The 23,492-nt window shown below is 54.5% G+C and carries 14 protein-coding genes and 1 pseudogene; 4 read left to right on the forward strand and 11 right to left on the reverse strand.

Translation table 11 applies throughout. From position 1 onward, the window contains the following. The coding region (locus Pla100_RS31405; protein WP_231602485.1) for a hypothetical protein at positions 1 to 326 on the forward strand (326 nt) is incomplete at its 5' end. 88 nt (positions 327 to 414) lie between these two features. On the opposite strand, the gene Pla100_RS00080 is transcribed toward Pla100_RS31405, so the two are convergent. The 3 genes from Pla100_RS00080 to Pla100_RS00090 are packed head-to-tail and all read right to left on the reverse strand — an operon-like array spanning position 415 to position 6,365. Then, positions 415 to 3,786 carry a glycosyl hydrolase gene (locus Pla100_RS00080; RefSeq protein ID WP_146575683.1) on the reverse strand — a complete coding sequence of 1,124 codons (3,372 nt, stop codon included), beginning with the start codon at positions 3,784 to 3,786 and terminating at the stop codon, positions 415 to 417. After that, entirely contained in the window at positions 3,783 to 5,303 is a 1,521-nt protein-coding gene (locus tag Pla100_RS00085) for an L-fucose/L-arabinose isomerase family protein (protein WP_146575684.1), read from the reverse strand. Before Pla100_RS00085 ends, Pla100_RS00080 begins: the two co-directional genes overlap by 4 nt. 12 nt (positions 5,304 to 5,315) lie before the next feature. Then, positions 5,316 to 6,365: an L-rhamnose/proton symporter RhaT gene (locus Pla100_RS00090; protein ID WP_146575685.1), complete on the reverse strand. Its 1,050-nt coding sequence runs from the start codon at positions 6,363 to 6,365 to the stop codon at positions 5,316 to 5,318. A gap of 187 nt (positions 6,366 to 6,552) precedes the next feature. Here Pla100_RS00090 and Pla100_RS00095 point away from each other — a divergent pair, with 187 nt between their 5' ends. Both Pla100_RS00095 and Pla100_RS00100 read left to right on the forward strand, forming a co-directional pair. Beyond that, entirely contained in the window at positions 6,553 to 7,455 is a 903-nt protein-coding gene (locus Pla100_RS00095) for an AraC family transcriptional regulator (RefSeq protein WP_146575686.1), read from the forward strand. Between the two features lie 248 nt (positions 7,456 to 7,703). Next, positions 7,704 to 8,969, forward strand: a complete 1,266-nt coding sequence (locus tag Pla100_RS00100; protein WP_146575687.1) for a DUF1559 domain-containing protein — start codon at positions 7,704 to 7,706, stop codon at positions 8,967 to 8,969. A gap of 561 nt (positions 8,970 to 9,530) precedes the next feature. On the opposite strand, the gene Pla100_RS00105 is transcribed toward Pla100_RS00100, so the two are convergent. From Pla100_RS00105 to Pla100_RS00140, 8 genes and pseudogenes are all read right to left on the reverse strand, one after another. Then, positions 9,531 to 10,889, reverse strand: coding sequence for a sulfatase-like hydrolase/transferase (locus tag Pla100_RS00105; protein WP_146575688.1), 1,359 nt, complete (start codon positions 10,887 to 10,889; stop codon positions 9,531 to 9,533). 715 nt (positions 10,890 to 11,604) lie between these two features. Further along, entirely contained in the window at positions 11,605 to 12,711 is a 1,107-nt protein-coding gene (locus Pla100_RS00110; RefSeq protein ID WP_197167600.1) for a lactonase family protein, read from the reverse strand. Between the two features lie 231 nt (positions 12,712 to 12,942). Further along, positions 12,943 to 14,328 carry a TIGR03000 domain-containing protein gene (locus Pla100_RS00115; protein ID WP_146576512.1) on the reverse strand — a complete coding sequence of 462 codons (1,386 nt, stop codon included), beginning with the start codon at positions 14,326 to 14,328 and terminating at the stop codon, positions 12,943 to 12,945. Positions 14,329 to 14,576: 248 nt separating this feature from the next. Further along, positions 14,577 to 16,019 carry a protein-L-isoaspartate(D-aspartate) O-methyltransferase gene (locus tag Pla100_RS00120; protein ID WP_146575690.1) on the reverse strand — a complete coding sequence of 481 codons (1,443 nt, stop codon included), beginning with the start codon at positions 16,017 to 16,019 and terminating at the stop codon, positions 14,577 to 14,579. Beyond that, on the reverse strand, positions 16,016 to 17,653 hold the full coding sequence (locus Pla100_RS00125) for a Ppx/GppA phosphatase family protein (RefSeq protein ID WP_146575691.1): 1,638 nt from the start codon (positions 17,651 to 17,653) through the stop codon (positions 16,016 to 16,018). The genes Pla100_RS00120 and Pla100_RS00125 overlap by 4 nt, the downstream gene beginning before the upstream one ends. Then, complete coding sequence (locus Pla100_RS00130; protein ID WP_146575692.1) at positions 17,650 to 18,348, reverse strand: HAD family hydrolase; 699 nt, start codon at positions 18,346 to 18,348, stop codon at positions 17,650 to 17,652. Before Pla100_RS00130 ends, Pla100_RS00125 begins: the two co-directional genes overlap by 4 nt. A gap of 83 nt (positions 18,349 to 18,431) precedes the next feature. Beyond that, a complete protein-coding gene (locus Pla100_RS00135; RefSeq protein WP_146575693.1) occupies positions 18,432 to 20,360 on the reverse strand; it encodes a sulfatase-like hydrolase/transferase in 1,929 nt (642 codons plus the stop codon). Between the two features lie 545 nt (positions 20,361 to 20,905). After that, a pseudogene (locus Pla100_RS00140) lies at positions 20,906 to 22,157 on the reverse strand (hypothetical protein). A 152-nt stretch (positions 22,158 to 22,309) separates the two neighbouring features. Between Pla100_RS00140 and Pla100_RS00145 the strand changes: the two are divergent. Beyond that, complete coding sequence (locus Pla100_RS00145) at positions 22,310 to 23,491, forward strand: aldose 1-epimerase family protein (RefSeq protein WP_146575694.1); 1,182 nt, start codon at positions 22,310 to 22,312, stop codon at positions 23,489 to 23,491. Position 23,492: the final 1 nt, after the last annotated feature.

Genomic DNA, 23,492 nt, shown 5'->3' on the forward strand with positions numbered 1-23,492 from the left:
CGATTCTGGGGGAGGGGGGCGTTGTGCGCGGTCGGTCAAAATCAGACTCGCAATCCGCTTCGCTGCGTTTCGCAATGGCCAAACCTCAAAACGCAGAACCGATTTCGTCCTTGGTGAATAATGCGGGATTAGTCACCCAATCAATGTGGGTTTTTGGTGGATTGAGCGGAATAGTTTGGCTGTTAGTACTGATATTGCCTTTTTGTTTCAGAAGTAAATCAATTCACCCGAAATTTCATATTCACATAGTCTTGGTTTGCCAATCGCTTTTTTCCGCAATCCAGTCTGGTGTTGGTTTTCTAATGATTTTGGGAAAACAAGTTTGAGTGTTTGATTCAAGAGTGGGCTAACTGGCCGCAAAAGCGGTTGCCCGCTCAACCGGATCAATAACCGCGAGCGCTGTTAGTCTGCTCGTTATTCTGTGCTCGAAGTGGTTATTTGAACCGGACCGAGGAGACCCGAGGGTTCAAGACGCCAATTCTTATGAACGTGGATATTGGTTCTCGTCACTCGCTCGTTCGGCGGCAAGGTGCGATCACCTATCAATCGATTGCGCCAACTGTTGACGACTTCAATTTGAAGTTGGTTTTCTCCTTGCTTGACCGCATCACGGACACGAACCTGGAAGGGTGGTCGCCAGACAATGCCGAGGTCGGTTCCATTTAAGTGGACGCGGGCGATTCCTACATCCTTGACAGAGCCTAGTTCGATCGCCAGATCCTTGTCTGCAAAATGTTCGTTTACAAAGAAGTTGGTTTGGTAAACCGCCTTGCCGCTGTAGTATTTTACACGCGGGTCTTGATGATCGGTCCAGCTTGTTAACTCATCAAATCGGATCGGTTGCGATGGGCCTCCCCAGCGATCTTCAAAGCTAACGAACCAGGGACCCTTAATCGATTGTAATGGCTGCCTGGCAGGAAAATTCGGATGGTCTGTCTTAATACTCGTGGTTTGTCGGTTCTTGAATAATTGACGGAAGACAACAAACAAGCTTCCGAACGGATCAAGTTTCATCGGCACTTCTGTGCCACCCGCCACCGATCGAAACTCGCTTGCTTGTCGAATCGATCCGTCCACCGCATCCCAAAATTCGGGTATCTTTCCTTCACATCGAAATGTCGCTTGCCCCTGTACTTCTTTCCCATTCGGCTCGGAGACAAAATAAATATCCACATCGCCAATCCGGTAATGAATCCAATTGAACTTGTCACTTTTTGTCGTTTCGGTTCCGCAGGAGGGGGCAAACTTCACATCCGAGCTGATTCCGTTCTGATGCAGCCAATCACGAGCCGTGATACCCCAGGCAACCCGTCCGTCACCCACGTTACGTGAACCACTAGACTGGTCGGCTTGATGATGATTTCCCCACAGATCACTGGCGAGTTCCTGGAACCGTGCGCGTCCGACCTCGCCGCCCTCCAGGCTAACCGCCCGCTCGGGGCGAGGCCCGATCACTGTCCCGCCGGCACGTACGAGTTTATCGATCGCGATGAGTGCACCCAACGAGAGTACACGATGATCGGGTAAAACAAGAACGCGATACTGCATACCAGAAGGTAGCGAAAGCATGCCGGATTCGTTGACCGTCAGCGACGATGTAAGCAACTCTTCGCTGAGAGTGTCGTAGTCGAAGTCGGGCAACGCACCAGCCGGGTCGGATTCTTTTAGCGTAGCGATGTTTGGAATGTGATCGCCGTAGTAGTAGACTACGTCGGCGACGAAATCGCCCTGTTGGGCGAGATACTGACAACGGCGAAAGTAGTCGATGATGGCAAACGATTCGTTCCACCAAGTCACTTGAGGATTGAAGTGTGTGCCAGCGAAATATTCTTGGCCTGGCAAGCCCATTTCCCTTGGCGAGCACGTGAAGGTGTGATTGAACAACAGATTCAGGCCTGAGCAGAATTCGTGATCGAAACTTGGTTTCATGGACGACCAAGGCACATCATTCCAATGAGGACCAATCGTAGTGAAGCCTTCAGCACCCACCAATCGTTTGCCGTACGTATGAGCAGCCGACGCCGCTTGCTTGACAAAAAAACGCTCTGTCGCATCAGGGCGGTGTGGTGATGGCGACCAAAATTCGCTCATCATTATTTCGCTACGACCGTAGTTCTTCAAACCGTCTAGTGGTCCTGCATGCGGACCAGAGCACTCGGGGTGAGTGGCCATGCCGCAGCGTTCAGCCAATCGAGACAATTGTCCGTAGTGGTCACCAATGCGATCGCCGATCGTTTTGCGAAAGTCAGCCAGGAACGCATTGGAAGAGACTCGGCTATCAACAACATATCCTGCCAAAACGGCCAACCATGGTTTCGGATCGTAACCGCGACGTTGATAGAACGTTCGATCGAATCCCGGTGACCAGTTCATACCGCCTCCTTCCCAACTATCCGTGTGAACATAGCGCAGCGTCTTGCCCGCCAACGGCCCGATCGCCGCGAGCAGCGGTTCGACTTGACGATCCCAATAAGCGTCAAGGGAAGCCGGGTTCATGTAGTCCAGCACTCGGCCATCCCAGCCCTCACTGTGAGTTGAGACTTGTGCGCCCGTGTTGGTATGTCCGATTCTCAGGACCACCCAATCTCCTTGAGGGGCTTGCCATCGGAGCATTCCGTTGGCTGCCATTTTCGCGGAAAGCTCGACAATCTCCGCAGGCCGAATCACCGACTCCTCTGGAATCACGGGAACGTTTTCCAACAGAAATCGGCAATCCGGTGCAGACTTCCCTAGCTCTTGCGTGGCACTCTTGAGTGCTAGGTCGGAGATTGGACGCTTTAACACATCGTCACCAACCGCTATGTCGGGAAGAGAGACTTCGACAACCTGCACATTGCGAGCGAATCCATTGATCGGTTTGGGATCGTACGCCTCTGTAAAAAGCAGGCGAATAAATCTCGCGTTACGAGGCTTGAAGTTCGCCTCAAGCCGCTGGCCATCCTTCAGCGTTGCCTCGTGTACGGTGACATAAGTTTGATTGTCATCGGACAGTTCGATGAAGCAGCAACGCGGTCCAAAACGTTTTCGACCCTGTAGCGATAACTTAGAAACTTTCGTCTTCTCGGAAAGCTTAAGGAGTAGCGATTGTGGCGACTCAGGTCGGGGTGAGCCATCGGATACCCAGTACGTATTGAAATCTCCGTCCATGGCATACTCCGCGTCAGAATTCTCGCTGGTCGAAGTAGCTTCCAGCTCGCAAAGGATTCGATCCGATGGTGCCCCCTCTTCGTTGGCGAATTGTGGCTTGGGAAAGGCCAACACGGTGACGTCTTGATAGAACTCACGCTTCTTCGGTTGCGGAAGCACCTGTTGAACCTCGCTTGGTCCCCGAACCACGATTTCGGACCAAACCAATGTCTGGGTCGCTTCTTCTGCGGTGACGTCAGGACCGCCGAGGTTCCAACCGCTCTGGATATTAAGGCTCAGTTCAAGGTCCAGCCGATTCGCCTCGCGGCACGCATGGCCAAACAATTCTGTCCAAGGCTGAGATCCGAATGTGGGTCCAGCGGGAACTCTGGAATTCTTTCCTTGGCTGCTGCCATCGGCGTCAAAAATGAGAGCTCCGTTAAACCCTTTCGCCTTCATCTGCTCTAAATCACGAGTGATCGATTCTTTGTTGACGTTTCCATTTAACCACCACCAGAACGCTCGAATTCCAGCGTCGTGTGGGGGACGACGAAATCCGTCGGCTAATTCATCCGCCCGGGCTGGCGGTAGGACGAACCAACACGTGATAAGTACGATCGAACAAAGAACTTCTCGATCCGCACGGAGAGAATGAGTCATGGATCCGATACCACCTTGAGGTCGATGCCCATCAACGTGGCGACTTTTTGCATTTGCGATGTATTGTGACCGACACTCATCGCCGCATGATGCGTCGGCGACAGCGAATACCATCGATTCATCATTTCACTCGGGCCGCGATCAAACTTGACGTGTGTCATTGTGTTCCCGATTTTTAGAATCGGTGCCTGGATCGCTTGACCCTGATTGCTCAGGAATCGAAGGCGTCCGTCGCCGATTTGCGTCAAATTGAGCGTCGTCACCGGACCTTTTCGTACGGTTGCTTCAACACTCACACCGGTGCCCCATTTTCCATGGTACAAACCCATTCCCCGGAGGATCGGCTTTTTATCCGCAATTCCGATGTGGAACGGACCGTCGTGTCCGAGAATGATTGTTCCATAGTGGTAATCACAGGCGACCAGTTCGATATAACTCCCCCCGACGCCGAGAATGTCGCAGATCTTCATCGCGATCGCTGTTTTCATGTCTCCCTCGCCGCTGCAGGGGATCCCCTGGGCGGTCAGCAGTGAGTGGCCCAAAATAAACGCTTCCTGCAATTGTTCGAATGCATTGCCTTCGCTTCCGCGATAATAGTAAGTCAGGGCATCCAGATCGAAGTCGCGGACGAGTTTCTCTTGCGCAACTGCGACTTGACAGGCAACATCGAGTTGCTCTGGACGCGGCTTTCTCGCGAGCGGATCGGTAGGCGAATCTTCGCTAACTTCAAACATCTCATAGACCTGTTCGAGTTTAGCTTTTTTCTCTGATTCCGTCACACTCTTGAGGCGTCTCTCTAGATCGCACATTTCCAACACTTCCACATGCATTCCGGTTTGTGCAGTCAGCATGGTGAAATCGCTGTACATGTCTAACATTCCTGGATAGGTGTGTCCCAGGAACCCCATTCTCCCTTTCGCAATCGTCCGCTTCACATTGGCCGCCCGCACCCACTGATCGATCTCTCGCCATGCTGCAATCGATTCAGGATGCTCCGCAGTATCTTCGTCTGCCACCGAGATGGCGGGCGTCTCACTTTGGCCGAGCAATCCTGAAATCAAATAGAACTCGATCCCACTGCGATTCATTGCATTCGCAATTTCGGGAACACAGCAACCGACACAATGTGCCAACCATTCGCCTGTCATGGTTTCGTCATAGTTCATCGCCGCAGTCGGTTGAAGATTCAGCACCACGACGGGGACACCACATTGCCGTGCAATCTGGATGTGCGAAGCGCTCATCGCATAGGTTGCGGCGTGACAAAAGATCAGATCAACATCTGCGCAACGGAAACGTTGAACCGCCTTTCTTGCACCTGCCTCTTCATCGATCATTCCCACATTGGTGACTTCACCGCTGAGTCCAATGCGATCGGCGAGAAATCGGTTGTATCCCAGTAGTCGATCGAGCAGCCCTTGAAACTGATCCCAATAGTGTGCGTGTCCAATCGAATACAGTCCGATCCGAGGCCGTTGAGATGGTTTGATGGGCGCTAAGTCCAGGGGTGGGGTCATATTCGCTTGGTGCTAAGAAGAAACTGAATTTCCAAAGCCGATGAGAACCGTCGAACCGGTCAGAGCAATGAGTCCAGCCCAAACATACGCTTTGGTGGTCGCGCTGGTCCCTTGCCACTCATGAAAGACGATACCCCAGAGACTGCTGAACAGGATGACGAAAGACATGTGAATCGTCCAGCTCGAGAAGTCGTATTGTTCGCCGAGCTTAGTTGTCCCCATTCCATAGAAAAAAAACTGGAAATACCAAATCAAGCCACCCAGTATGGAAAGCCCGTATTGGGAAAATTGCTTCTTGGACGTGCTCTCTTCGTATTTTCCTAGGTAGTCTCCATACGATCGATTTTTAATGTTGAGATAAATGCACCAGCAAGCGTTGCTCGCCAGTCCGCCCAACAAAATGACCACCAAAACGGCATTATTAGAAAAAATCTCTGCCGTACCTGATGCTTTCGCTTGATCGGCAATCGGTTTTCCGGCCGCTAAACCGAATGCGAAGCAGGCGCTGAGGACACCCGCCATCGAGGCGACAAGAAATCCTTTTTTCATCGCGAATTCCGAGAATGGATTTGCTTGCGCCTCCGCTTCCTTCCTCATCCCCGCGACGCCACAGAGACTAATTCCGACAAGGCAAAGGAAGACGCCACTAAGCACTATCAATCCTGAACGTGTCGAAACAATGGCTCCCATCTGACCGCTTGCGATCGGTGGCATAAGCGTTCCAAATACCATGCAGAACCCAAGTGCGATGCTGTAACCCAACGCCATGCCGAGGTAACGTACTGACAATCCGAACGTGAGGTTGCCCAATCCCCAAAGCATCCCAAAGCCCACACATCCAAGCCAAGCCGAACGCGGGCTGCCTCGCAAAACACCGATTAAGTCAGAAGTGGTGGCCGAGGCAACGAACCATGGAACGATCAACCATGCAGCCGATCCCATCACCAACCAGCTGCTTTCCCAATGCCAAGCTTTGGCTCGTTTCAGAGGCGCGTAGAAGCTGCCCGCAGCTAACCCTCCCATCGCGTGCAGGAGAATTCCCAATGAAGGATTGGTAATCAAGTTTCTGTTTTCCTAGACCATTGCATCGCACAGAGAGCTTTCATTCGTACCGAAAAACTATTGATTTTAGGGATTAACTTATTGACCGGCGGAACATCCAAGGACATTCTTATTGTTGTCGAAAAAAACTTTGCGGGAATGCAAAAAATGATCCAAGTATTGCACTTTCTGACCGGCCTCTGATCTCGTGAAGCATACCTCTGAAGGTTTCGTTCGATACGTTCCACCCTCTCCAGAAGGCGCGCGGTGGGGGCTGCAAGTCACTGATTGTGGATGGACGCACGTCGCGCCAGACGCGAGGTATCCCCCTGGGCAACATCCCGACAGCTATCGCTTGGACCGCAAAGGAGGGCGGATGCTGGAGGAAGGTCAGTTCGTGTTGATTTCAAATGGCAGCGGCAGTTTCTGGAGCGAACCGACGGGGGAATTGGCCATTCGGGCAGGAACGGCATTCGTCGTATTTCCAGGGGTCGCCCATTCCTATCGACCTGCAAAGCGAACGGGCTGGCACGAGCATTGGGTTGGGATCATCGGGCCGATCGCAGATCGCTTTTGGGATGACTTGTTTTCTCCTGCTCAGCCTCTCATTTATGTTGGCGAGGATAGTCGATTGGTATCGGCGTTCCGTAATGTTTGCGAGCTTGTTGAGTACCTACATCAAGGCTCTCAGGGATTGCTGGCGGCCAAGTCGATGGAAATCGCCTCAATGCTATTCCAGAAGACGCTGCCTCAGCGTAGACACGAAGACGAACATGCTATTGGAAAAGCGTGCATGATGATGGTCGAGTCGCTACATCAGCCGATCGACTTCAAGCAATTTGCAGCATCGGTCGCGATGAGTTATTCCGTGTTCAGGCGTCGCTTCAAAGACCACACCGGAATGGCACCTAACCAATACCTACTTCAATTGCGACTCGAAAAAGCCAGTCGGTTGCTAAAAAACACGACGCTTAGTGTAGAGCGAATCTCTGAACTCGTCGGTTTCACTTCGGTAAGTTACTTTTCGCGTTTTTTTAAGGAGCATACCGGAGTATCTCCTCTTCGATTTCGTTCGCTCTCGCATCCTCTTTCTGCGGTTGACGACGAGTAATACGCTTTCGTGAGCCTCCGATTCGATTGCCGAATGAGCCCGGCAACTGGCCAAATAATGAAAAAGAAAGGTCAGTTAAGTCATGGCATTGGGGAAATGCCGGTTCTAAACTCGTCTTATTCAAGTTTGGCTGGCGCTGGAAGCGATTCAGCGGCTAGGTCAATTCTTCTCATTTTCAGCCTCGGTGTTCATTGGTGCCGAGCACCAATGCTGGCGCCTTGTTTCTTCCTCATCCTATAGGGTGCTCTATGAAAACTAGATCTCGAAGCCAGAAAGGCTTCACACTTGTTGAATTATTGGTCGTTATCGCGATTATCGGGGTGCTTGTAGGATTACTGCTGCCGGCTGTACAAGCCGCCCGTGAAGCAGCACGTCGCATGAGTTGCAGCAATAACTTTAAGCAAATCGGGTTAGCACTTCACAACTACCACGCCGCCTACAACAAGTTGCCGATGCAAATGGGTGGCACTTTCGCTCAGCCTAACGGCATGAGTAATCCGGGAACTGCCGGCGCACGTCAGGCCGCCAACAACGTAATGCTCTTGAGTTTTCTTGTTGGCATTACACCCTTCATGGAGCAGCAGGCTCTTTGGGAGCAGATCTCAAATCCGAGCATAAAGCAATACAATGCTGCGGACCTGACTGCAGCGACAGCTTGGCCACCGATGGGCGGACCACCGAACAGTGGAGATTATATTCCTTGGCGAACGGAGATTCCTGGACTGCGATGCCCAAGCGATCCTGGCACCGGCGAACCTGCTTTAGGGCGCACTAACTATGCGGCGTGCTTGGGCGATTCGGTTATTCGCTCCCAGCATGGTCCGGTGAATACTCCAGCAGGCGGAGCCATCTGGGACCTTAGTAATTCGGGGAACCATGAACAGTCTCGTGCGTCCTGTCGCGGAATGTTTGTTCCTCGATATTCTACCAGCTTTCGCGATACATTAGACGGCCTTGCCAACACGGTCATGTGTGGCGAGATTCCGACCGACTTGGGTGATCGAGACAAGCGAACGATATCCTTTCGAGCAGGAACTGCCATTTTCACAAATCCAGCTAGTTGCCGCACTCCTGCTAGGATCGATCCGGCGCGACCTCAGTTCTGGGCACCCGGAGTCGTCCAAGCCACTACGGCCGCGCCCGCTGCGAATCAGATCGAGCGTGCAGCTCAGGCCCGCGGATATCAATGGGCAGATGGCCGTCCGCTGGACACAGGTTTCTTTACAATTCTGCCTCCCAATTCGGAGCTATGTGCTGAAACGACCGAAGGCCAAACTATGACCGCGTCAGCCGGAAGTCGTCACCAAGGTGGTTGCCATGTTTTAATGGGTGATGGTGCCGTAAAGTTCGTGACCGATAGCATCGAAGCAGGAAGGAGTACTGCACCCAATGTCGTCTTTGGCGGTACGGTCGTTGGTCCGCCCTCCAATCGTCCCGGCTCACCGAGTCCTTATGGACTTTGGGGATCGCTGGGCACCCGTGCTTCTAAGGAAGTTATTGACAAAGAGTTTTAACATCTGTCGCAAGACATGGTCATAAGGACCTTAGCCGCCAGTAAACTCTTTTCATGTTTAATTGATGAGCTGGCCTTTGTGTCTGAGTTCCAGTTCTTGGTTTGTTATCCAATGCGTCGGAGAACTCAACGTTCTTCGACCATTTTTGTTTAATATTCAATCACGTTTCCCCGCAATTTCAATGTTATCGGAGAATTTCAATGAAGACAATTCGTTTTGTAGCTCTGTCGATTGTGATCGCTTCTTTCGCCTTCTCCACCGGTTGCTCTCAACCGAGTGAGACAACCGTAATAGAAAGCTCAGCCGAAGACACATACATTGATCCATCTGAGTAAACTGCACATCCCAATGTACGTTTTCTTGTGTCAGTTCCGAAAGAACGGTCGCGAGTCACTTCTGTGTCGACGAACAACCTCACTCTAAACTCGCAAGTTGTTGTAGAGGGGAGTTGCCGGAGCATTCACCGTGAAAATCGACGTCGTTGTTCACCGGTTGAACTCGAAATGTCCAAGTCCGCGCGTACATACAGCTTCGGTCGGAATCACAGCTGACAGATCTAAGCTACTTAGGTTCATCCGAACTAGTCACGGCAAGACCGAGTCTCCATACTTCAATCTTTTGCTTTAATCGGGCCACCGTTTCGGAATTCTGCGAAGCAAGATCAAGGAGTTCAGATGGATCATCAAGGATATTGTAGAGCCGTACGGGTGCGGTGTCCCATAAATGAACGTTTTTGTATTTTGTCGTGTCTCTACCTTGCAATCGCTCGATCAGCTTCCACTGGCGGTCCACGCACCAGAGATATTGGAGCGTATCGTCCGGATTGCCAACCGTCATGTTATGAATCGAATGAGTTACACCATAGACACGTTCGCGCTGTTGCCTTGCATTGTCGTCCATGAGATTGATGCCGGGAAGATTGGCGGGAGCGCTCAGATCGGCTGCCGCCGCAATCGTCGGAAATAGGTCGATCGTATGAGCGAGATCTTCACTGCGAAGTGGCTTAAGTCGTTCGGGCCACGATACCATAATTGGCGTGCGTATGCCGTTTTCGTAGGGCGATCCTTTGGAACGCAGTGCAAAATCGCTCCAACCTTTCTGTTCAGGGTCCGTCGCGTTGGTGCTGCTCGCGGCCCATCCATTGTCGCAAGCGAACATGACCAGCGTTTTCTCGGTCAGCCCCTGTTGGTCAAGATGATCTAGCAATTGTCCGCAGGTTTCATCAAACCACTCACACATGGCGTAATAAGCGGCAACGTCTTTAGCGAGTCCATCGGTCGCGTACTTTTCAAGCAGACGCTTGGGTGGATTGTGTGGAGTGTGGGGTAATAGAGGGGCGTACCACAGGAAGAATGGTTGCTCTTTTTTTACTGCCATATCGATGAACTCAGTCACGGGTTTTATACCATCCCGCCCGATCTTCAGCCCGACATCGCCATGTCGACCGCCACGATCTGGGTCACCGTGCGTCATTCCGTGTGTGAAGCCGCCATCCTCAAAAGAGCCTTCCCACCATTTACCCGACTGATGCGTAAGGTAGCCCCTATCTGTTAGCAGTCGAATAAAGCTTGGGTGCCTGTGGAACTGTTCTCGCAAAGGTTTGTCCAGGGCTGCCCGTTCATTGCCCCCTTCAACATCATTCCCTGTGATGCCGTGTTGTGTCGGATAAAGTCCGGTGATCATCGATGCCAACGAAGGCCGGCAGAGAGGCGATGAAACATATCCTCGGTCAAACACCAGGCTTCGCGCCGCGAGTTTGTCAATGTTCGGTGTTTTGACAACCGCGTGCCCCATAAAGCCGTAGTCGCCCCAAGCTTGATCATCTCCAAGGATGAAAACAATATTAGGTTTCTCGGCTGCAAATACAGCACCGTGAATGAAAATCAACGCCGCGACGGCGGGAGTTAGTAATTGTTTCATGATCATCTTAAGCTAACACAACGAATTTAAGCAGTCTCGAAAGTGTTCTTCCACGAACACTGGTCAGTACCAAAATAATAGCGAATTTCGTTAGTCCCTCCATGGATGAAGCGAACAATTTAGATGCACTCAGGTTTTTGGCGGGGTAAAACATTATGCAACGGTTCATCGTCTGAGTTGGCAGCCGTCGTTTGGTGACGAGGGCAACTCGTGTTGTTTCTGGCCACCGATCTAGCGGTGGTTGCTTGATCGCATCAGGATCAACAACAAGATAGCGATGAAATAAAACTCAAGAATCATTCCGCCGTTTTGTTCGATTTGGCCATCTCCGGATTGTCCCACCGACTCGACGAGATACGCGGAGGCGACCAGCTGTTAGATAAGAATGGTAATCGCAAGCGTGGACAATGGCCACCATCGGCCCAGGATCACGCATAAAACGAACGTCCACACGAAAGCGTTGGAAACGATCACGACCACCGTTGCCGTCGATACTTCCGGCCATCGGCAACCCCAATTCAACACCGCCGCGATGGGGAGCGGCTCACGCCAGGGCCAGACGCCGAAACAAGACCGACACTCAATCATTCATCCCGCAGTCTTCCCGTCTTCTGGGCTGCGTTTTCGCTCGCGGGTGATCCTCGTTAGAAAAGCACATGGGATGCTCAAACGGATCGCCGCTCAGCACGAGGGATCATTGCCCGCCTCGTTCGATCTATTCTTCCACTTCCAGCTTCATGAATCGGACACAGACGGGATTGGCTACGCGAACACTCGTTTGCGTTGGCGTGAGTTGTCCCGTCGATGGGTTGATCCGGAAAACGATGACGTTTCCACCCGATTGATTGGCAACCAACATGAAGTTCCCTGTCGGGTCGATGGCAAAGTTGCGGGGTGTCTGGATTCCCGAACTCTGGTGGCCGACCACTGAAAGTTCATGAGTATCCGAATCGATGGCAAAGATGGCGATCGAGTTGTAGGGATTGCGGTTGGACACGTAAACAAATTTGCCGGACGGATGAACGACCGTTTCGGCGGTACTTCCACCGTTTCGTATGACATCAGCGGGTAGTGTTGACAAGACTTGTTGCTGGGTGAGTTTGCCACTGCTTGCGTCGTAACGACAGCGGATGATGGTCAGGTTCGATTCCCCATTGATGAAAGCCGTGTTGCCACTGGGGTGCCATGCAAAATGACGCGGTCCGGATCCTTTGGGCGCATCGAAGATCTCTTCGGACGCAAGCATTCCTTGCTCAGGATCGAATCGGTACGTGATCACTTGATCCAATCCCAAGTCGCAGCACAGCGCATATCGATTCGCTGCATCAACGTGGATCGAATGGGCATGCGTCCGCTCGCCAACATGCTGCTGAAACGAAGTCGCATCGCCTAACGAGCCATCGGGAGAAATCGGAACACAGAGGCAACTTCCGCCGGTGTAATTGGCGACAAGAACATTCTTGCCGGTGGGATCGACGACTAAATGGCAGGGTGCTCCGCCCTGGGACGGTTGAGAATTGAGCAACGTCAGATTGCCGGTCGAAGGGTCGATTTGAAACGCACTGATCCTGGCGGTTCGTTCATTAACCGCATACAGAAAACGGTTGTTCGGATGAAACGCCAGAAATGACGGGCTGCTTGTTTCGGCAGCGAGTGTCGCCGATGAGAGTGAACCATCAGTGGCATTGAACTCGCACTGGTAAATGCCTTTGCTTTGGTCATCCGTGTAAGTTCCCAAGTAAACACGATATCGGTCATCCGAATGAGCGGACAGGCAACCGGCTAAGCATAGAATTGCGGCGGTACAAAAACGAAGATTCATGGTTGGTTCTCTTGATCGCGAGCGAGGATGGGATGTTGTACAACATGGCATTAGTGCTTCAACCACATTTGACTTTAGGGTATCAGCAGCGTGGCTCGACGGTCCTCCGTCGAGATTTATGGTGGGGGCCACCGTGCCACGTTTTAAATATTGACGAAGCACTAGTGCATAAAAAAAGGCCACACCCGCGATGGCGAGTGTGGCCTACTCATTCTCGTTAGCTCGTTTGGACTAACGCATTGCCAATGTTGTCGAGTCGAAATCGAACTTCAGTTCGACTTCTTGACCGGCGGCGACGTTGATCGTTTGTTGTTGCTGGACACTTTTTCCGTTGACATCAGCGACAACGACGACGGTGTAGTTCTTCCAGCTTTGACCGGCGGCCAGGTGCGTGGTACGGAAGGTGCGTACACGACCGAAGCCGTTCGTTTCATTACCGGCCAAGATCACCTTGGCATCGGCGGGAACGTGCAACTGAACAACGGTTTCAAGCACGTCGGATTGAGTCGGTACGCTGACCTGGGTTTCCTGGTCGACCGAATCGGCCTTCTTTTCAGAATCATCCGCCGCGTCTTCTTCGCTTTGATTGAATACCATTCGCTCCATGTCGCCGGGACGCAACTTGATCGTCTTGGAATCCTTCATCTCACGACCGTTGACGTCATAGGTCACAACGACTTCGTAAGTGTAAAGGTATCCATCTTTCAGACCACGTGACATGAACTGGCGTACCATTCCGTCGCTGGTCGTTTCGTGCCCGTTGACTGTCACGCGAGCGCCTTCAACAGGGACGGCGACGGTCAACAAGGCCGCGTCATCGTCCAGGGTCGGCTTGCTGCTTTCGTAGCTGGCACCGTTGTCGATGATCGAACCGTCGATCACTGATCCGCTCATGGGCACTGATCCGCTCATGGGCACTGATCCGCTCATGGGAGCCGATCCGCCTGAAATGATGCCGCCATGGGACGGAACGCTGCTCTCGATCGGGTAGCTAGGTGCCACGTGGTGCTCGACGGGATAGCTCGAATGAACCATCGGAGCCGAGTAGGTGATCGGTGCGGCGTAGGAGACCGGAGCGACGTATCCGCCGCTGCTGTATCCACCACTGCTGCCGTGTGATACGGCGATCGAAGCGGGACGATAGTAACCACCGCTACTACCGCCGGAACTGGCACCACCACTTGAGTAGGAAGCGGTATAGCCACCGCTGCTGCCGTGCGATGCCGCATGGCGGGCCGCAATTCGTGCTTTCAAACGGCTGAACAATCCGCCGCCCGAAGAACCATGGGAAACGCCGCCGGACGATGCACCACCTGAGGAAGCCCCACCCGAGGAAGCCCCACCGGAGGAAGCCCCACCGGAGGACGCACTGTAGGCCACGTAACCGCCGGATGAACCACCCGAAGATCCTCCCGATGAACCGGCATGGCGTGCGGCAATCCGGGCGCGGAGTCCGGACAGAAGTCCGCCACCGCTGCTGCCGTGGACGATGCCGCCTGAACTACCACCGTAGCTGGCCCCGCCGCTGCTGTAACTTCCGTAGCTCCCGTAGGAGCCGCCGGCCTCCGCTGAAACACTGAGCGTCAGTGCAAGCGAAAGGCCGATCAATAGGTGCATACACCTCATGAACGTTCCTCCATCCTCAAAATTGGTTTGATTAGTGATGCCGCCAGGGACCTGAAGGAGCCCCGGTTCCCGTGATCTGGCTGGTTGAGCAAGCTCGGTTGGCGATCCGATAACACACGCGGGCAAACTCAGACCTCGTACCGCCTAACCTGCCGAACGTTAGAATAGCGAGACAGGGAGTCCAATCAAGCAGTCTGGGTAAAATTTAACGGCAAAAGGCCGTTCTTATGGGGGGAAGCCTATCTACCAATTTTTTCGAGTTGGACATCGTCGAAATCAATCCGACCGGTCGCCCCGAACAAACCGATCCGAATAATCGCCTCGCGTGCGTTGGGCGGAACGCGTAGCAACCGGCTGTCGGTTCGCCAATCCCGAGTCCCGCGATAGGGACCGAGCGAAAACATGCCCAAATCTCGTCGCTGTTCGTCGTAGTAGCTGATCGCGAGCATCGGCCATGCGTCCGCGTCAGGGCCTTTGGCGACATCCTGCGTCCGAATGCGAGCGGACAATCTTACGGAGAATACCTGGCGTCCGTCGATCGCGATGCCTTGGAGCAAATGCGAACCCAAACCGGGGGTCTTGTTCTCAAATCTCGCCATCGCGTTACCCCCTTCGACGAAACGCTTGACCTGCCGCCCGTAATACCAACCGGCGATGAATTCTTCGCTGAAACGCTCAGTTTGATCGTTCGATTTGCCTTCGCCGCCTGGGGAGCCCGCGCCGCCCGGGGAGCCCTCGCCTCCTGAGGAGCCCTCGCCGCCTGATGGGCCTTCGCCGCCTGGGGAACTCAGCGTGGTGGTTTCGAAATCACCATTGGTTATTTCGGGGGCCGAGCCGTCGGGCAGGTGTTGGCGGCTCGCTTCGGCCGTACCGGTCATGGGGACGAACAGGGTTGGCCGGAGCGGTTCTCGCACCAGTTCTCCGTCGCGTTTGGTCATTCGGTAGAGCGTCTGCTGATACCGCTCGCCGACCGGGATGATCATCGAGCCGCCCTCACGCAATTGCTCGACCAACGGCACCGGCACCGATTCGGGACTGCAGGTGACGATGATCTTGTCGAACGGTGCTTTGTCGGGCCATCCCAAAAAGCCGTCGCCGATCTTGGTGAATACGTTGTCGTATCCGAGTCGATCGAGGACGCCACGAGCGGTCACACCGAGCGGTTCGACGATTTCAATCGAATACACTTCGTCGACCAACGGGCTCAGCACGGCGGCTTGGTAACCACTCCCCGTTCCGATCTCCAGCACTCGGTCGGTCGGTTGCGGGTCGAGCGTCTCGGTCATCGACGCGACAATGAAAGGGCTGCTGATTGTTTGAGCCGAGCCGATCGGCAAGGCCATGTCATAGTAAGCCTTGTCGCGGACCGCATGCGGTACGAACTCATGACGGGGTGTGTCTTGGATCGCCGCGAGCACGCGTTCATTGGTGACCCCGGCCGTGCGGATGCGATGATCGACCAACCGCTTGCGGGCGTCGGCGTACTTGTCATTTCCTCGAGCCGAGCCGGAGCGTGAGGAAATGGAATCGGAAGCCTGGGGAAGGATCAAAAGAGAGCGTTGAGGTGTCACGATCGTGGGAACCGGTGGCGAGCGATGGTCAGAGAAATCTTGAGCGATTAGATTCGGTTGAGCCTCCGTCAAAAGGAAGCAACCCATCAATCCAAACGTGAGTCGTCTCATGATTTGTGTACTCCCGCTCGCAACATGACTGGCACTCCAAAGATATCACGAAACAACGACGAGTTGGTTCGTAGGGCGAGTTGTTCCAAGGAAACATCGTCCACGCCGGGTACCGCGATCACCATGCGTTTTTCGTCTCGTTGGCAAGCGACGTCACGAATCCGCCCGGTGCGGGTATCATCCAAAGCGATCGCGATCCGCAACATGGCTGCCATCTTGGTAACGGCCACGCGGTCTTTTCGATCCAACGAGGTGTACCCTTCGTGATTGGTTTGTGGTGACGCCCGGCGATGATACCGCGCCACCAGCGCAACGAGTTGTAACTCGTGACGGCTCAGTCCAAACAGTTCACTGTTTCGGATCAAGTAGTAGGCGTGTTTGTGGTTGCTGTGCAAGTTGACGTACAAGCCTACCTCATGAAGCAGCGCGGCGACGTACAACAAAACTTCATGCCGCGAATCGAGCTGGTGTTCGCCGGCGAGTTGTTCAAACAGAATGCGGGTTAATTCTGCGACCGCTCGCGCGTGCGATTGATCGACGGCGTACTTACGTCCCAACGACACCGCCGATCGAATGATCTGTTGCCGGAATTCGCTCGTCCAGTTTCCGCCCTGTTCCATGTCGGCCAACAAGCCGTCACGCAAGTTCGTGCCGCTGACAAACACATATGGCAACTCAAAATGTTTGGCAAACAACGTGTACGCCAACAAAGCCGGCGCGAGGGTTTCGGCTTCGACAAACGTCGCCCCGAACTTTTTGACGATCGCATCTTCGCCCATCTTGACGACGTCATCGGTTAACTTCTCGAGCCGATCGACGGGGACCTTTACGAGTGATTCTTCGTCCCAGTCTTCGATCAGTCGATGAGCGGCGAACCGAATATCGCCACCCAACAAGACCAGTTGAAGCGGAGCATCGGCTTTCAATTCATCGGCGATTCGTACGACAAACCGCTTGACATGCGTTTCCAATAATTGTCGCCACTGGAGCCCTTGGGCACCGGACGCCTCGAGTGTTTGGACCAACCGCAACGATCCTAAGCGAAACGAATCGGAGTGCAAAACGTTCCCACCGCGGATCATCAGCAACTCGGTACTGCCGCTGCCGACCTCAAGGACCACGGACTTCGATTCCGCCGTCTCGGCCATCCCCAACAGCATCGGCGTGATGCCCATGTACGTGATCCGGTTGACTTCCGCTTCGTCGATCGGCTCGACATCCAATCCGGTTGCGACGAACACTCGGTCAACGAACGCGATCCGATTGATCGCCTCTCGGACGGCACTGGTCGCGACGACGCGAATGTCTTTGGCATCGCGAACACCGTATTCGTCGAGGATCCGGCGGAATCGGCGTAGTACCGCCGACGCCCGCTCGATGCCCTTGCGACTGAGTCGACGTGTTTCAAACGCGTCCCGTCCTAAATCAACGGGCTGCAATAACGATTCGAGCGTGCGGACGTGACCGCCCGAATGAATTTCGGCGATCGCCATCCGGATGCTGATCGCACCGATATCGATGACCGCAACCGTCCGCGGTGACGTCTGGCTCACGCCGGATCCGAGGCTCGAACCGGAGGCCGGATTCGAGCCATGCGTCGAGGGTTCCGCCGAAGCGGTATTGGGCAAGTTCATGAGGACATCCCGAGCGGTTCGGTGATCAAGCGGCACTCCGGCAAGACGCCGTAGCGAACCAAAACCTCTTCCGCCGTCGCGCCGCCCCAGCATACTTCGGCGTTCCAGCCGTACTGGCGGGCTGCCATGACATTCTCTTCACGATCGTCGACAAACAAAATTTCTTCCGGTTTGGCTTGGTTGATATCGCGAGCGCGTGCTTCGGCGACTTCGTAAATCATGCGATCGGGCTTCATCGACCTAGCTTCATAACTGACAACCTCGACATCAAACGGCCCTTGCAAAACACCATACGACTGAGACCGCACCCACGACCAATGGGCTTGGCATGTGTTGCTCAGGATGCCGATCGGCATGCCGGTTTGACGAACCCGCCCGAGCACGTCGGTCATCGTTTCGATCGGTGTGAACATATCGCTGATCGCTCGCAGAATCGCCGCATCATCGATGGGATCCATCGTACCTGGAAACGATTTCCGGATCGCTTCGGCGAACTCGGCTTCGGACACCAGCCCCGTTTCCAACTGATTCTGTAAACCACTGTCATGCATGATTTCATTGACAAACGCCAGTTCCACCTCGGTCGGGTTGGCGTGGAACAGCTCGGCAACATTGCGGGCTGCCACCTCACGATCAAAGGCAACGAGGATATTGCCCAAATCAAAGTAAACGAAACGGATGGGGGTGGAAGTCATGACCGCAATCAGGAGAAGGAGACGAGTTGGCGATGTCAACATCTTAACCGCACCCCCGTCTCGTCCACAAACGGCTTCGGCGTTCATCTCGGCAAACGGCCCAGCCAATCGGCCAAGCTGCCGTCGCCGATCACTTCGTGCGGCTTCCAACGTCTCCCGCCCGGTCCGATCGGCTCGATCAACTCCACCGACCCGTCCATCAGCGAGAACCGGCAACGCATCGCCCACGGTTCGGCAATCCCTGCGGGTTTTCGGTCGTCTACGATCGCGATCTCCTTCCCCACGTAACCGGCGATCGAGAATGTTCGGGGGGCCCAAGGCGTCGTTTGAGTCAGATCACGTCCGTCCAACTGATCCGGCAACGAGGTGGTGATGCCCGCCGCAGATAACATCGTCGGTAGGAGATCGAAATGGGCCGTTGTCTGATCTACTTGCCTCTGCGGAAGTCCCGACCCTGCGATGACCGCGAGCGTTCGGGTTTGATCGACTGACAGTTTCGTCCCGTGCCCGATCGTACCGTCATCGCCGAACGATTCTCCATGATCGCCGGTCACGATCACGATCCGTGGCCGATCTGCATCCTCGGTTCGCTCCGGTTGTCGAATCAAATCGCCGATCGATGCGTCGAGCGTGCGGGCCGCGTTGCGGTACCGGTTCCAAACCCGCCGACGCCATGACTGCGGAAACGGGATCGGATACGAATCGTCCGCCGCCGGGGCGTCGAGCGACTCCGCCTCCTCACACCAAAACGGAGCGTGTGTCCCATACAAATACAGCATCGCCAATCGAGGCGGACGCGTTGGATCCGAATCCAGATACGCTTCCGTCGCCGCGATCGCTCGACGGTCTGACTCCAAGCCTGAAAAACGTTCGCATTGGAACGCGTCGTAGTGCTCGTCCGACAGGAACGCGTCCATTTGAAACGTGGACCAATCGTTCGCGCTGGCAAAGAAGCCCAGCTCATACCCCACCTGCCGGAACAAGCGGTTCATCGTCGGCGCAAAACGCACCCCTGATTTATAAAACCAAACCGCCTCCAGTCCACTGACGATCGAAAACACCCCCAAACTCGATGCGTTTCCTCCGGCATAATGTTGCCTCAACCATAGCCCCCGACGTGTCAGAGCAAACGTGTTCGGCATGACATCCGGCGTCAACAATTCGGGACGCAACGACTCACCCACGACGATCAAAATATCAGCTTGGCGCGTCCCCTGTTCGACCACCACGTTCATTCGCAGTTGTCTGATTCGACGATCGGCGATGCCGGGCAACTCAGCGGCGATCCGTTCGATCTCCCCACTGCGTTTTACCAGTATCTGCGCTGGAGGTTCATTAAGCCAACCCAGCATCGCCATCGGATGACGTGTGGAATGTTCACGAATCAACTCGGCCCGATCGGGAAATCGCGAAAGAACCCATCGCTGTGACAGTCCAAAGACCAGGCAAGCGATCATTCCGGTGATCGCGACAACACGCTCCCATCGACGCGATCTTGAATGCAAAATTGGAACTGATCGACGGACGAACGTTTCGGCACCCCCGACCAAGACGAACACAACTGACCACGCCGTCGCCAGCCCGATCAAGCTGACCGCGACACCGGACGAAGCAAACGTGATGATCGAAATCGGAACGTCTCGCAACAGTTCAACAAAGCGAGCCGAAGCCACGTGGACGCCCGTCAGCGAATAGATCCACAGATCGACGCAAAAGATCGCCGGCCAAGCCGCCAAGATTGCTCGGCCGAACCAAGCGGAAGTTCCCGGTCGCATGCGTCGCCATCCCAACCAGACCGCCAACGCCACGCATTGGAGCGAAACGCACTGCACCGCCGTCAACCATACGGCGAACGGGTCAGCCGAAACGGCCAGTGGGTCAGCCGAAATGGTCGGACCTCCCCACGGATGCGCGCGGGCGATGAAACACCACCCGAGCGACCATGTCATGACCGTCACGAGACCTGGCGTGCCGGACTCATCGTCGGCCGTTTCCCGCCGGAATGGATTCAAGAACGCTCCTATCGGAAAGTATCAGCAATCGCCATGACATCAGTGATCGCCGTGTTCGTTTTTGTTAAACACGATTGATAAAAGCCCGTGAGATACAAGCCCGACGCGCGAGTTTTGAAGTTGCGCTTTTGCCTGTGGCATTGGTTTATCGTAACCCGAAGCGTAAGCGAGGGATGAGTCGATATCAATTATCCCTCGCTTACGCAGCGGGTTACGAAAAAAAAACGCAACTTCAAAACGCGCGAGCGAGGGATCAATAGTCGTCGGATAACGGCGAACTATCCCTCGCTTACGCGTCGGGTTACGATTAAACCAACGAACCGGCGAGCGAGGGCATTCGTTCCAAACTCACATGCCAGCGAATCCGCTCGCTGGCCGGCGTATTGATTTAGTGCACGTTTGGGCGTTTTCGTTTAACGGCAAGCCGCAGGCGTTTGCGTTTTCAAACTCTGTCGCCTGCGGCTTGCCGTTAAACGATTAAACCAACACGCCGTGGCGCGTCGGGCTTGTATGTTTGCGGCTTCGTCGCCTTTAAGGCGATCGTTTTATGATCCCGCTTTGGGAAGATCCGTGTGGGCGTCGGGGCCAAAGTAGCGAAGGCCGACGAGGGGTTCGGTGCCCAAGTTCTCGATCTCGACGCCGTTCGTGGCGGCGAGGTGCGAGATGAAGACCTCGTCAGTCGTGTTCTCGCCGAAACGAATCATCGCGGGGGTTTGCAGATCAAGCGATCCGATCCGGCCGCGGCCTTGGACGGTGATCCAACTGCTCGCCGCACCGTCCTTGAGAACGCATTTGGCACCCGGTTGGATCGTCAGTTCCTTGGCGCTGAAGAGTTGGTCGCCGTCGACGGTGCCGTAAACGATCCACAAATCTTCGTAGCCGTCGCCGCTGCGTTTGTCGTCGCGGATCGGTTCGAGATAGTTGCTGTTTTTGAAATGCGTGTCGACGTTCTTGTCCCAATCCAATTGCCCGACGATGAAGTCGAGGTCTTGGTGGCTTTCTTCAGGCATGTCTTTGACGAGCAACGACCACGGCACGTAACGGCCTTCGACGATCGATTGGTACATCCCGAACACGTCGCTGCCCCATTGCGGTTCATACGTGCACAGCGAACCGGGGGCATGCAACACGCCCGGCGGGATCAACCAACCGGTGCCCCGTTTGAGCCGGTACGCGCGGCTGAGGTCCAAGATGCCGTTGTCGCCCTCGTTCCAGTTTTCCAAACATCGGCGGACGTCTTCGGGTTGGGTTCCTGGTTCCAATCCCATGAATGTGTACGCGAAATTATTGTCGACGTTGTTGAGTTGCGGCGGGAAGTAGTAGCTCTCCGGCTTGCCTTCTTGGCCGACTTTCTTGGCGTCCTCGAACGATTGGTGCATGTGATGGGGAATCGGCCCCATGTTGTCAAAGAACTTCGAGTACACCGGCCAACGATCGTATTTGCTGAAGATCGATTCGCCGACCAAGTCGGCACCGCGTTCGGCGACGGCGTCTTTGAGCAAAAATTTTTGGCCTTCGAATAAACAAAAACTCAAACCATTCGTGCCAGACCCGGCCTTCGTTGGCCGCTTCGGTGGTGCTGCCGAACCAACGTTCGTCAATCCCGCCGCGATCGGCACCGAAACGGTAGTAATCGCCCGGGTGCAATTTAATGCGACGGCCCGGATGCAAGAACGATCGCGGAACCCAGGTCGGAGTCAAACGCAACAGCCCCTCGCCGGCATCCATGGCCGAATCGAGTAATTTGGTAACACTGTCGCCCTTTACAAGACCGTCGTCTAACTTCACGTTGCTCATCGAATCTGCTTTCTAAGGTGGATTTTGGCGGGGGTTTAGGTAGTTAGGAAATGCGTGGAATCGGCTAGAATGGTCGGTGACGTGAGCGTTTCCACTCCGATGGCCCCCGTTTTAAGTCCGAATCGCTTCCCGTACAAGAATAGAGTCCTCTCATGCCGACCGAATCCATCGTTTTGCGGACCACCGAAGACCGTGAAGAGCGGATCGAATGGAACGCATCCAGCCCGCTGCATTTGACTATCACGACCCGAAACGGCGATTTGTCGGTCCGCCATGGCGTCTTCCGAGGAGGGGTCAGCGAAGGAGTCGAGATCGTTCGCTTGGCCAACGAAACGATGCACGTGGATGTTCTGCCAACTCGCGGCATGTCGATTTGGAGGATGCAATCACACTCGGTCCGCTACCAATGGCAATCGCCCGTCGTCGGCCCGGTTCATCCCAACCGCGTTGACGTGACCGAACCGAGCGGGTTGGGTTGGTTGTCCGGTTTTGACGAACTTGTCGTGCGTTGTGGTTTGGAAAGCAACGGGGCTCCTGAACACGACGAGCAGGGCAGATTACTCCGCCCCCTGCATGGGTTGATTGCGAACACTCCGGCCGATTCACTTTCGGTCGAGTTCGATGAAGCGTCCGGGCGGGTCGAGTTGGTGGGGGAAACGATCGAGTCACGGTTGTTCTTTAAACGATTCCGATTGAAGAGTCGAATCCGGATACACGCCGACCGCAACGACGTCGATTTGCTCGACGACGTCACCAACGAACTCTCTTCGCGGCAAGCATGTCAATTGCTCTACCACATCAACGTCGGTGCCCCGGTGCTCGGCGAAGGTGCCAAAGTCCAGATCGCGCTTGAGGATCTCGCCCCGCGTGATGACCATGCGGCCCAAGAGATCGATCGGTGGAACGAGATTGACGGACCGCAATCGGGTTACCGCGAGCGAGTTTACTTCGGCCGACCGGTCGCGGACGAGACCGGCATGTCGCATGCTCTATTGCATAGCAAGGATTCAAGCCGGGGCCTCGACGTCCGCTTTCGAACGTCGACTTTACCGTGTTTTATCCTGTGGAAAAACACGGCCGATCTCGCCGACGGTTACGTAACCGGATTGGAGCCGGCGACGAATTTTCCGAACCCTTACTCATTTGAAAAACAACACGACCGCGTAGTATGGCTCGAGGGCGGCGAAACGGAATCATTCCGCGTCACGCTGAGTCCGCTCAACGACGCCGCAGCGGTCCGGCAAGTTCAAGATCGGATTCGAAAGTTAATCGACGACCAATCCGTTAGCATGGAAGTATCCACCGAACCCCGGAAAGATTGGAGTGCGAGTTAGT

It is taken from the genome of Neorhodopirellula pilleata (genome assembly GCF_007859915.1).
Classification (GTDB): domain Bacteria; phylum Planctomycetota; class Planctomycetia; order Pirellulales; family Pirellulaceae; genus Rhodopirellula; species Rhodopirellula pilleata.

Excerpts from the sequence above, each read along its gene's own strand:
- Pla100_RS00085 (WP_146575684.1), bottom strand. The coding sequence starts at position 5,303 with ATGACCCCACCCCTGGACTTAGCGCCCATCAAACCATCTCAACGGCCT.
- Pla100_RS00100 (WP_146575687.1), top strand. The coding sequence starts at position 7,704 with ATGAAAACTAGATCTCGAAGCCAGAAAGGCTTCACACTTGTTGAATTA.
- Pla100_RS00145 (WP_146575694.1), top strand. The coding sequence starts at position 22,310 with ATGCCGACCGAATCCATCGTTTTGCGGACCACCGAAGACCGTGAAGAG.
- Pla100_RS00115 (WP_146576512.1), bottom strand. The coding sequence starts at position 14,328 with ATGCACCTATTGATCGGCCTTTCGCTTGCACTGACGCTCAGTGTTTCA.
- Pla100_RS00105 (WP_146575688.1), bottom strand. The coding sequence starts at position 10,889 with ATGAAACAATTACTAACTCCCGCCGTCGCGGCGTTGATTTTCATTCAC.
- Pla100_RS00125 (WP_146575691.1), bottom strand. The coding sequence starts at position 17,653 with ATGAACTTGCCCAATACCGCTTCGGCGGAACCCTCGACGCATGGCTCG.
- Pla100_RS00080 (WP_146575683.1), bottom strand. The coding sequence starts at position 3,786 with ATGACTCATTCTCTCCGTGCGGATCGAGAAGTTCTTTGTTCGATCGTA.
- Pla100_RS00130 (WP_146575692.1), bottom strand. The coding sequence starts at position 18,348 with ATGACTTCCACCCCCATCCGTTTCGTTTACTTTGATTTGGGCAATATC.
- Pla100_RS00120 (WP_146575690.1), bottom strand. The coding sequence starts at position 16,019 with ATGAGACGACTCACGTTTGGATTGATGGGTTGCTTCCTTTTGACGGAG.
- Pla100_RS00110 (WP_197167600.1), bottom strand. The coding sequence starts at position 12,711 with ATGAATCTTCGTTTTTGTACCGCCGCAATTCTATGCTTAGCCGGTTGC.